Here is a 9937-nt window from a genome sequence, read left to right on the forward strand (position 1 = left end):
CAAGACATTTCCGCCTGGATGACCCACGCCTATCCTGGAATATTCTTATGTCAAATGCTCTAGAGCAGTTCTCAGAATTACGTGCCTGCTGGAAAAGCACCAGCAGTCACTCCATTCTTCGTCCTGCTCCCATGTTTTGCACTCGCTTCGCTCGCCAAAAAGATATACATCTTTTTGTCAAATGCTCTAGTGTGGAAAGCGCGACTGATTTCTGTACTGAGAACCTCTCGCCAAGCCACTGGGTCGGGCAGACCAGAAAGAACCACTGCTCAAGCTGGAGTGGGTCGGCGAATTCACGGCGCTGTTCAGCAAACACGCAAAATACGTACACTTCGGCAGTGCGGCTCGCTTCGCTGGAGTATATGTTGGTGGATGCGTCCCAACCGCGTTTCAGTGCAATGTCAAATCTGATGGCGCTGGGCTGCCGCTGCTGCCAGCTTTGTAAGTAGGCTGCGGACTTGACCTCTACCTTCAAATTGTCTGGCCCCACGAGGTCATAAGCGTCCCACTCCGTGTGTGGGTGCGCTGCACCGCCCAGAGCCTGCCTGCGCCACAATGTACTCGGCAAGCACGCCACGCAGAGCGTTGGACAGAAAGTCGGAGAAAGCCCAGGCATAGAACTGAAGAGGGTCAATACGCATTGGGGGCATGGGCCAAAGGTACTGCGTTCATAGCCGTCCGCTTGGTCCCTAGCCCAGTCCTGGCGCTAGACGGCTACAGTTCTACTTCGCCGTCGTCCTCGCCCCACCACTGAATTCGCCGGGCGTCCACCGCCAGCATGACCAGCCCTTCGGTATCCAGGCCGTCCTCGAACCACTGCCGCAGCTCCTCGTGCCAGTGATCTTTCATCACACGCCGGTCAGTCAGGACACGGGCCTCGCCCTGCACCGCCACGAACAAGAAGCCTTTGTCGGCTCTGAAATTCAGCTGCACGTGCTTGTTCTTCTCAATATCACGGGCCATGCGCGAATCGGCCCAGGTAAAAAAGTAGCTGGTGCCGTCGTATTCCACCTCGCCGTTGTTGCTCATAGGGCGTGAGGCGAGGCGGCCATAGTCGCTGACCGTGGTTAGCATGCACAGGTCCATGCCGCGCATCCGGGCGGCAATATCTTTCAGGGTTTTGGAAGGCATTTTCTCAGAGTAGGCAACTTGTAGGTGGGGCCCGTGAGTTGGCCTTTAGCTTCGGGTGTCCACTTCCCCTGCCAGCTCCTCGCGGATGGTCTGGGCCAGGGCGGTGATACCCCGGTCAATGTCCTCGGGGCCAGCCGTGCTAAAGCACAGGCGCATGGTGTTGTGACCGCCGCCCAGCGCGTGAAAGCACTCTCCGATCATGTAGGCCACCCGGCGCTCCACAGCGCGGGGCAGCATGGCGGTGGTGCTCACTTGCTCCGGCAGCGTCAGCCATAGGAACATGCCGCCTTCAGGAGTGGTGCGCGACACGCCCGGCGGCAGTTCGCGGTCCAGCGCCGCCAGCATGTGCCGGGCACGGGCAGCGTAGGAGTGTCGCAGTTTATCTACTTGCTCCGGCAACAGCGGCAACAGCTCGGTGACAATCATCTGGTTCAGGGTGGGCGTGTGCATGTCCGCTCCCTGCTTGGCCAGCACCAGCTTGTCGGTGATGGGCCGGGCCGCCATGACCCAGGCGTCACGCAGTCCGGGGGCCAGGGTCTTGGAGAAGCTGGAGCAGTACACCACATGGCTGCGGTCAGGGTTGCCGCCAGTGCGCCGCAGCATCAGCTCGGCCAGGCTGGGGAGGTCGTCGCCGCTGAAGCGCAGCTGGCCGTAGGGGTCGTCTTCGACCACGAACACGCCGTACTGCGTGGTCAGGTCCAACAGCCGCTCACGCCGTTCCAGGCTCAGGGTGCGGCCAGTGGGGTTCTGAAAGTTGGGAATGGTATAGATGAATTTGGGTGTGCGGCCCTGCATGGCCAGGTCGCGCAGCAAAGCTTCGAGGGCGTCCATATCAATCCCGTGCTCGTCGGTTGGCACCGCAGCAAAGTTGGGTCGGTAGGGCGTGAAGGACTGCACCGCGCCCATGTAGGTGGGAGTTTCGAGCAGCACCGTATCGCCGGGGTCGATGAAAATCTTGGCGATGAGGTCCAGCGACTGCTGGCCGCCGGTCATGATCTGAATGTGCTCCGGGGTCACCCCGCCCATGCCGGGGCAGGTGTACGCAGCCAACCACTCGCGTAGAGGCAAAAAGCCTTCGGTGGTGCCGTACTGTACGGCCCGCCAACCGTATTGCTCCAGCGCCCGCGCACTGGCCTGGGCGATGCGGTCCATCGGGAACAGGTCGGGAGCGGGTAGGCCGCCGCCAAAGTTGACCATGCCGGGCACCTGGGCCATACGCAGCATGTCACGCAGCGCACTGCCATTCACCGCCCCGATGCCTGCACTAAACGCCGCTCCGAACGCTGGCCCAGCGGCCCCGATAGACGGCTGAGAAAAACGCTGGCTTTGGGCGGCTGTGTCGAAGGGTCGGTGCATGGCTCTACCGTAAAGCATTTGGCAATAAAAAATCAAAAAATGCAGATGTGATTCTGAAATTTTGAATCTACAGAGAATAAGAGCAATAAAATTTCACATCCTGTCGTCCAAGGTGATTGAGCGTAGAGCATTTTGAGCGGAGCCTGATCACAGCAAGCCTGGGCAGCAGCAAGTGGGCAATCATCCTGTGGTCCCGGTGGGTATAGGTTCTGCCGGTGTCTTTGGAGAAAGTGCTTCTGGGAAGGGATTTTCTGTGCGGGTGCATGGGGGCGTTACTGCTGAGGTGACTTGGGCTGTGGCGTACCTATGTAGAAGGTGGGTCAAAGCAAAAAAGCCCCTGGTAAGAAGGCTTGTGCATCTCCTGGAGCTTTGGATGTGCTGATCTGGCTTGTGGTTGAAGCGCCAAGGATTTTGGCGGTGGGTCCCGAACAGCGGAAGTGTCAAAAAAGAGGTGTCAAAAGATAAGCACTGCGCGGCACGTTACTTTATGCCGCGCAGTGCTTAAGCTATTTGGTTTTAGAGTTCTTCGAACTCGAAGCGGTCAAACTCGCCGCCGCGCAGTACGCTCTGGGTCTGTTCGCCGAGATAGGTCTTGCCGGTGATCGCTTCCAGCGCACCCCAAATGGCTCCCATGGTGAAGGTACAGTTGCGGTCACTGCCCATCTCTTCGCCCGACGAGCACACGGTGTCGCGGGTATCTACGATGATTTTGCCGCCTTCTTCGCGCACGCTCTTGACCGAAGCCAGGCGGGTGCCTTCTTTGCCGATGGCTCCGTCCAGTTTGGCGGCCAGTTCGCTGATCGGGGCATTGCTACCTGCCACGCCCAGTTCGCGGGCCAGGTTTCCGCCGCGCACTTTGCCGGCGCGGGTAAACACGACGCCTGCGCCGTCTTTGCCCAGGGTGTCTTCCACGCCGGTAATCACGGCTTTGAAGCACACGACGCTGCTAAAATCGCCCAGTTCGTCTCGTTGGTAGGTCATTGTTTTCTCCTTAGGGGTGGGGTGAAGGGGAGGCATGAGGCATGAGGCTGGTAAAAGCGAGGCTTCCCCAGAGGGATAGGATTTAGATTAGAGAACGGTGGTAACGCGGCTGGCGGCGTCACGGGCTTCCATGTTCAGCAGACCGACGTTCATGCCGCTGGGGGCCACCACGGCCAGCACGCCTTTGCGGCCAGCGGCGTAGATGTACACCTGACCGTCCAGGCCCGCCACGCTCATCTCGCTCAGGTCACCCGTACCCAGGGTGTCGTTGATGCGCTTACCCAGACCCAGGGCGGTGGCGGCCATGGCGGCCACACGGTTGCCGTCGGTGTTGTCGGTGAACAGCTGCGCAATGGGCAGACCGTCCACGGTGGCGATCATGGCACCCCGCAGGTCGGGAATGGCGCTACGCAGATCAGAAATGATGGCTTGCAGTTGTTCCTGTTTACTTCCGGTCATGGTGTCTCCTTAAGTGACGCTCGGGTCACTATGAAAAGGAATGGAAAGGTTCCATCCCTGCTCTTGGGATGTCAGTACACTCCTTGGCATCTTGCAAAGTCATGACAAATTTTCAAGAGTGGGTAAACATTGTGTGGGAGCGGAGAATATCCATGGCAACAAGTGGCTTGCGGTTGGTTCTATGAACCTTACAGAAGTCTCACAGTAGATGCAGAAAGCTCTCCTGCGCCCTTTGTATAAGAGTAGTTGCCAAATAAGGTAGACCTTCTTGGCAACTGAAGTCGGTGCAGTGCGCCCTGTAGGGCGGAGGATAATCAATGTTTATGGGTGGCTTTTCTCACTCGCCCTATGCACCACGCGGGCGGCTCAGCACCTCCAGGTCACCCAGGATGGCTGCCGCCGCTTTCTCCCCGCTTTCCAGTGCTCCTTGGATGCCACTCAGGCTGGTCACTTCGGACGCCAGAAACACGTTTGGCAGCGCCGTGCTGTGCCCGGGCAAGCTGTCCGCGTAACTGGCGGGTTGTGGGTACTGGACGTGGGCGATTCGGTCCACGGCCAGCAGGTCCAGCGTGTGCACCGCGTCTCCGTACCAATCGCGCAACTCGGCCACGGCCAATTCGCCCAGCGCCGCATCGTCGCCCTCTGGAATGCCCCACAGCGAGGCGATCAGCAACCCTCGCTCGCCGGGCACCCGGTTCGGGAACACCTGATCCAGCCACAGCACTTGATTGAGCCAGCCGCTTGGCCGGGCGTTCAGTTGCAGCCGGGGTTGAGGTTCCAGGGCCTGTGGAGCGCGGAAGTGCAAGTAGGTGCTGCTCAAGCTGCCGCGTCCTACGGGCCGGGGCTCATTCGGCGTCTCGTTGAGCAAGCGGGCAGCTGTCGGTGGGTCGGTGGCCACAATCACTTGCGCGGCCCGCATCTCTCCGGCGCTGGTCCGCAGGATCACGCTCTGGCCCGCGCTGTCCAGTCCATGCACGCGCACGCCGCGCTGTACATTCAGCCCGGCTGCCAGCTGGCGGGGCAGTTCGCTCATGCCCCGGCGCGGAATGGCCACGTCGCCAGTGATGAGCAGCCGCAGGTAATAGCGGAACAGATTGGCGCTGGTCTTCAGCTCACGGTCAATGACCAGGCCACCGAAAAAGGGGCTGAAAAAGCGCTCAAGTGACCGCTCAGAAAAGCCGCGTCCCAGCAGAAATTCGCGGGTGCTGGTATCTGGCCCGCTCAGCAGCGCATGGGCGGGCCCGGCCAGCACTTCAGCGGCCAGCCGGGCAGCGTGGAGGCGGTCTGCGGCGGTCAGGGCGCTGGCGGTAAGGTCCCCCGGGAGGGCTGCGGGGTCACGGCGGGGGTCGCCCAGCAGTTCAGTCACTCCGCCTTCTTGCCGCAGCACCGCCGACGGTTTCAGGATGATCAGGTCCAGCGCGTCATAGTCAAATTGCCGGCGCGCCGCCGGGTAGTCGGTGAACATCCCCAGAAACCCGGCGTCTATGGTGTAGCCTTCTGCCTCGCGGCTCCAGACCCGGCCTCCCAAGTGCTCACTCGCTTCGAGGACGCGTACCTGCCGCCCAGCCCGCTGGAGGGTGCGGGCGGCACACAGGCCCGCCAGCCCAGCTCCCACCACGATGATGTCAGCCGTGAGGCCCTCAGCGCCGACAATCCCAGAAGTTCCAGAAGTCATGGCTCAGGCTAGAGCATCAGCAGTTGCATACCGCCCTGAAGCGGGCCTGCGTGCCGGTGGTACGCCGGGACCCAGGCACAAAAAAGCCGGGCTTCCACTTGGGGAGGCCCGGCTTTCAGTGCAGTGTCAGGGAGAGCTCAGTTGCTTTCCTGACCGCTCTCGGAGCGAATTTCTTCGGCCTTGTGGTTGTCTTTGTCGAGGTTGCGGCCTTCGGTGCCTTCCTTGGGCAGGTCTTCGCCGGCCTCCTCGTCTTCCTGACCCATGGCGGCAGCTTCTGCGCCTGCAGCAGAGGCTGCTTCGGCTTCGGCGGCCAGTTCCTCTTCGGTGAGGCGGGGAGGCAGGATGCTGACCACGTTGATTTCGGGGTCCATTGCCAGCTCCACGCCTTCGGGCAGGGGCAGCTGACCAGCAGTGATGATGTCACCAATGTTCAGGCCGCTCAGGTCGACCACGATTTCCTGAGGAATGCGGCGGGGGCCGGGGGCCAGCACGGTGACGTTGTGGTGAACGATATCCACCAGGCCGCCTTCGATTTCGCCCTGGGAACGGCCCGTGGTGTGAAGCGGCACGTTGGCTTCGATGGCCTGACCGTAGGTCACCATGTAAAAGTCAACGTGGATGGGCTCACGGCGGCGCTTGTCCATCTGCACGGTCTTGACCAGTGCGGGGAAAGCTTCAGCGCCGTCAATGCTGATGTCGAACAGGCCGCTGATGCCCTGCTCACGGAAAATCTTGTCAAAGACCTTGCGCTCAATGGCGAACGACACGTTCTTTTCCTTGTTGTAGGCGACGGCGGGAATCATGCCCTGTTCCAGCTTTTCGCCGCTCTTGCGGGCTTTGGCGCTAATATCCATACTTTCCTCCAAGTACCGTGCCTGTCCGTGCTGCGTCCTGTCTGGCCGCAGGCTCACAGCGGGCGGGGCCACTCTTTGAGAGGGTGGTCTGCGCCGCCAGCGCTGTGTTTCCGGAATTCTCCTGACCCGTGGGGGCCCAGGCAACCGCAGCAGTATAGCAAAGAGCCGCGTGCCAGGCTACGCCAGCAGGCCCGCCATGTGGCATAGTGTGGCCGATATGATTAGCGTAAGCGACCTGAGAAACGGAACCAAGGTAGAGATGGACGGCGGCCTGTGGGAGTGCCTGGACTTCCAGCACCAGAAGATCGGGCGCGGCGGCGCAAAAGTGGTTGCCAAGTTCCGCAACCTGGAGACTGGCTCCATTGTGGACCGGACTTTCAACTCCGGCGAAAAGCTGCAGGACATTTTTATTGAAGGCAAGACCATGCAGTACCTGTACCCTGATGGCTCGGACTTCGTGTTCATGGACATGGAAACCTTCGACCAGGTTCACCTGACGAGTGTGCTGGTGGGTGACGCGTCCAAGTTCATGAAAGAAAACATGGAAGTCGAAGTGCAGATGTACGGGGACAAGCCCCTCAAAATCATTCTGCCCAACCAGGTGATTCTCAAGATTACCCAGACCGACCCCGGCGTGCGCGGCGATACTGTATCGGGCGGCACCAAGCCAGCCACCCTGGAAACCGGCGCTGTGGTGCAGGTGCCCCTGTTCGTGGAGCAGGACACCGAGATCAAGGTGGACACCCGCAGCGGCGAATACCTCAGCCGCGCCTGAGCACGCTTGCCCAGTTTTCTTCCGGTCCCTGCCCCAACTGCGGGCGGGGGCTTTTTTGGTGCACGTTGAGTTGAGGTTCGGTTGTGCGGCGCGGTTCCCTGCCTGTCCTCGCTGCCTTTGCTTCACCACACCTACACCCTGTCCCAGCTGGCGGCCTCCTGGCAGTGCCAGCAGGTAATGTGGCATCATCGGAAGAGTCCCAGACCGACAATCCAACCCCCAAGAACGAGGAGAACAGCATGAATCCAGAAGACCTCAAGAAGATTCTCGACGCGCTGGCCCACGCCGATGTGCGCGAGTTCAGCCTCAAGACCGGTTCCTTTGACCTCGACCTGCGCCGGGGGCCTCAGGCTTCGGCCAGTGCGCCTGCTCCTGCTCAGGCAGCCACGCCTGCACCTACTTTTGCGGCACCTGCTGCGACCCCGGCTATGGACACCCCAGCGGCAGCTGAGGCTCCGGCAGCCCCGACTGAAGCGCCTGCACCAGCGGCTGCTCCTGCCCCAGCTACCGCTCCTGCCAGCGCGGGCACGCCGGTCAAGGCTCCTATCGTGGGGACCTTCTACGCCGCCAGCAGCCCCGACGCCGAACCCTACGTGAAGCCGGGTGACCGCGTCCAGGAGGGCCAGGTGCTGTGCATCATCGAAGCGATGAAGCTGATGAATGAGATTGAGGCCGAAAGCAGCGGCACCATCCGCGAGATTCTGGTGAAAAACGGCGAGCCGGTGGAATTCGGGCAAACCCTGTTCATCATTGAGTAAAAGGTCTAAGGGTCAAAAGGTCGAAAGGTCTAAGGGTAAAGGCTTTTAGACCCTTAGACGCTTAGACCCTTTGACTTTTTTGCTGGAGGCAAAAATCATGTTCAAGAAAATCCTGATTGCCAACCGGGGCGAGATTGCCCTGCGAATTATCCGCACGGCCCGCGAAATGGGTATCAAGACGGTGGTGGTGTATTCCACAGCCGACGAAAAGAGTCTGCCGGTGCTGCTGGCCGATGAATCGGTGTGTGTGGGGCCGCCTGCCAGCACCGATTCGTACCTGAAGGTGCAGAACGTGATTTCGGCGGCGCTGATGACCGGCGCAGAGGCGATTCACCCTGGCTACGGTTTCCTGGCCGAGAACCCTGACTTTGCCGAGATGTGCCGCGACCACGGGCTGGTCTTTATCGGCCCGACCCCCGAAAGCATGCGTGAACTGGGCAGCAAGGCGGGTGGGCGCGAGATTGCAGCGGCTTCCCGCGTGCCTACCGTGCCAGGAACCGGCGTGCTGGAGAACACTGAAGCGGCGCTGACAGCGGCCCGTGAAATCGGCTATCCGGTACTGCTCAAGGCTTCGGCGGGTGGCGGCGGACGCGGCCAGAAGGTGATTCGCTCCGATGAGGAGATGCAAAAAGGCTTCTCGCAGGCGCAGGAAGAAGCGCGGCTGTACTTCGGCGACCCGGCGATCATCATGGAGAAGTTCCTGGAAGAGTTCCGCCACGTAGAAGTGCAGGTCATGGGCGACGGCCAGGGCCACGTCATCCACATCGGAGAGCGCGACTGCTCCATTCAGCGGCGTAACCAGAAACTGATTGAAGAAGCTCCCTCTACGCTGCCCGACGACCTGCGCCAGGAGATTCTGGCTGCCGGTGTGCGCCTGGCCCAGCACGTGAACTATGCGGGCGCAGGCACGCTGGAATTCATCGTGGACCGTGCGGGCAACTACTACTTCATGGAGATGAACACCCGCATTCAGGTGGAGCACTGCGTCTCCGAGATGATTTCGGGGCTGGACTTCGTGCGCCTCCAGATTCAGATTGCGGCGGGCGAGGGCCTCAGCCTTCAGCAAGAAGATATTCGGTTGCAAGGCCACGCCATTGAGTGCCGTATCAACGCCGAAGACCCCGACAAGGATTTCCGCCCCGCTGCGGGCAAAATCGAGGACGTTCACTTTGCGGGTGGCCCCAAGACCCGCGTAGACAGCCATGTGTACAGCGGCTATTCGATTCCGCCGCACTACGACAGTCTGATTGGCAAGCTGATTGTTCACGACGACACCCGCGAGCAGGCGATTGCCCGCATGAAGCGTGCGCTGGAAGAAACCGTGATTCAGGGGCCGAAAACCACCATTCCCCTGTACGTGAAAATCATGGACAATCCCTTTTACCAGCAGGGCGCGGTGCTGACCAACTTCCTGAAGACGCGCATGGAGATGTGAGGGTTGCTCCCGCGAACGGAGTGAGTTTGGGCGGCGGACCGCCCTTCCGTCTAAAGGTCTAAGCGTCTAAGAGCGTGTTTGAAAAGGTTCAAACAGACCGCTCCAGTCGTCGCAACATGAGTCGAATATTCGCCAAGTAAAACCAGGCTTCGGTGGTCTGTGGCAATATTTCATAGTCCCTCGATAAGCGTCTAGAACGGGTCAGCCAAGCCAAACTCCGTTCGACAACCCAGCGACGTGGTTGGACAACGAACCCTCGTTGTCCAACCACTCCTTTGACAATGTCCATCGTCCAACCCAGCGTCTCTCTGGCCCAACGGACCAACTGTCCCGTATAGCCCGCATCTGCCCACACATGCCGAATACGTGGGAACCGGTTGTACGTCTGTTCAAGCAGGGGAAAGCCCCCTGACCGATCTTGAATATTGGCCGCAGTCACCCGCACGACCAGCAGCAATCCCATGCTGTCAACAGCCACATGTCGCTTGCGCCCATTGATCCTTTTACCTGCAT

At 60.4% G+C, this 9937-nt stretch carries 10 protein-coding genes; 3 read left to right on the forward strand and 7 right to left on the reverse strand.

Translation table 11 applies throughout. The features are described from left to right. Window positions 1-714: 714 nt before the first annotated feature. From IE158_RS12835 to IE158_RS12860, 6 genes are all read right to left on the reverse strand, one after another. Entirely contained in the window at window positions 715-1131 is a 417-nt protein-coding gene (locus tag IE158_RS12835; protein WP_189644110.1) for a pyridoxamine 5'-phosphate oxidase family protein, read from the reverse strand. Window positions 1132-1176: 45 nt separating this feature from the next. Continuing rightward, a complete protein-coding gene (locus tag IE158_RS12840; RefSeq protein WP_189644111.1) occupies window positions 1177-2487 on the reverse strand; it encodes an aminotransferase-like domain-containing protein in 1311 nt (436 codons plus the stop codon). Window positions 2488-3003: 516 nt separating this feature from the next. Then, window positions 3004-3468 carry a hypothetical protein gene (locus IE158_RS12845; RefSeq protein WP_189644112.1) on the reverse strand — a complete coding sequence of 155 codons (465 nt, stop codon included), beginning with the start codon at window positions 3466-3468 and terminating at the stop codon, window positions 3004-3006. A gap of 87 nt (window positions 3469-3555) precedes the next feature. After that, complete coding sequence (locus IE158_RS12850) at window positions 3556-3927, reverse strand: roadblock/LC7 domain-containing protein (RefSeq protein WP_189644068.1); 372 nt, start codon at window positions 3925-3927, stop codon at window positions 3556-3558. 346 nt (window positions 3928-4273) lie between these two features. Further along, complete coding sequence (locus IE158_RS12855) at window positions 4274-5602, reverse strand: NAD(P)/FAD-dependent oxidoreductase (protein WP_189644113.1); 1329 nt, start codon at window positions 5600-5602, stop codon at window positions 4274-4276. A gap of 137 nt (window positions 5603-5739) precedes the next feature. Then, window positions 5740-6456 (reverse strand): 50S ribosomal protein L25, encoded by a 717-nt coding sequence (locus tag IE158_RS12860; RefSeq protein WP_189644114.1) that lies wholly within the window; start codon window positions 6454-6456, stop codon window positions 5740-5742. Between the two features lie 217 nt (window positions 6457-6673). Here IE158_RS12860 and efp point away from each other — a divergent pair, with 217 nt between their 5' ends. From efp to accC, 3 genes are all read left to right on the forward strand, one after another. After that, window positions 6674-7231, forward strand: a complete 558-nt coding sequence (efp, locus tag IE158_RS12865) for an elongation factor P (RefSeq protein WP_189644118.1) — start codon at window positions 6674-6676, stop codon at window positions 7229-7231. Window positions 7232-7470: 239 nt separating this feature from the next. Continuing rightward, window positions 7471-7989, forward strand: coding sequence for an acetyl-CoA carboxylase biotin carboxyl carrier protein (accB, locus tag IE158_RS12870; protein WP_189644115.1), 519 nt, complete (start codon window positions 7471-7473; stop codon window positions 7987-7989). A gap of 97 nt (window positions 7990-8086) precedes the next feature. Next, complete coding sequence (accC, locus tag IE158_RS12875) at window positions 8087-9424, forward strand: acetyl-CoA carboxylase biotin carboxylase subunit (RefSeq protein ID WP_189644116.1); 1338 nt, start codon at window positions 8087-8089, stop codon at window positions 9422-9424. 88 nt (window positions 9425-9512) lie between these two features. On the opposite strand, the gene IE158_RS12880 is transcribed toward accC, so the two are convergent. Next, window positions 9513-9937: transposase (locus IE158_RS12880; protein ID WP_189644117.1), on the reverse strand; the 425-nt coding region annotated here is incomplete at its 5' end.

Origin of the sequence: Deinococcus piscis (assembly GCF_014653275.1) — a bacterium.
Lineage (GTDB): Bacteria > Deinococcota > Deinococci > Deinococcales > Deinococcaceae > Deinococcus > Deinococcus piscis.

Excerpts from the sequence above, each read along its gene's own strand:
- IE158_RS12860 (WP_189644114.1), bottom strand. The coding sequence starts at position 6,456 with ATGGATATTAGCGCCAAAGCCCGCAAGAGCGGCGAAAAGCTGGAACAG.
- IE158_RS12850 (WP_189644068.1), bottom strand. The coding sequence starts at position 3,927 with ATGACCGGAAGTAAACAGGAACAACTGCAAGCCATCATTTCTGATCTG.
- IE158_RS12835 (WP_189644110.1), bottom strand. The coding sequence starts at position 1,131 with ATGCCTTCCAAAACCCTGAAAGATATTGCCGCCCGGATGCGCGGCATG.
- accB (WP_189644115.1), top strand. The coding sequence starts at position 7,471 with ATGAATCCAGAAGACCTCAAGAAGATTCTCGACGCGCTGGCCCACGCC.
- IE158_RS12845 (WP_189644112.1), bottom strand. The coding sequence starts at position 3,468 with ATGACCTACCAACGAGACGAACTGGGCGATTTTAGCAGCGTCGTGTGC.
- IE158_RS12855 (WP_189644113.1), bottom strand. The coding sequence starts at position 5,602 with ATGACTTCTGGAACTTCTGGGATTGTCGGCGCTGAGGGCCTCACGGCT.
- efp (WP_189644118.1), top strand. The coding sequence starts at position 6,674 with ATGATTAGCGTAAGCGACCTGAGAAACGGAACCAAGGTAGAGATGGAC.
- IE158_RS12840 (WP_189644111.1), bottom strand. The coding sequence starts at position 2,487 with ATGCACCGACCCTTCGACACAGCCGCCCAAAGCCAGCGTTTTTCTCAG.
- accC (WP_189644116.1), top strand. The coding sequence starts at position 8,087 with ATGTTCAAGAAAATCCTGATTGCCAACCGGGGCGAGATTGCCCTGCGA.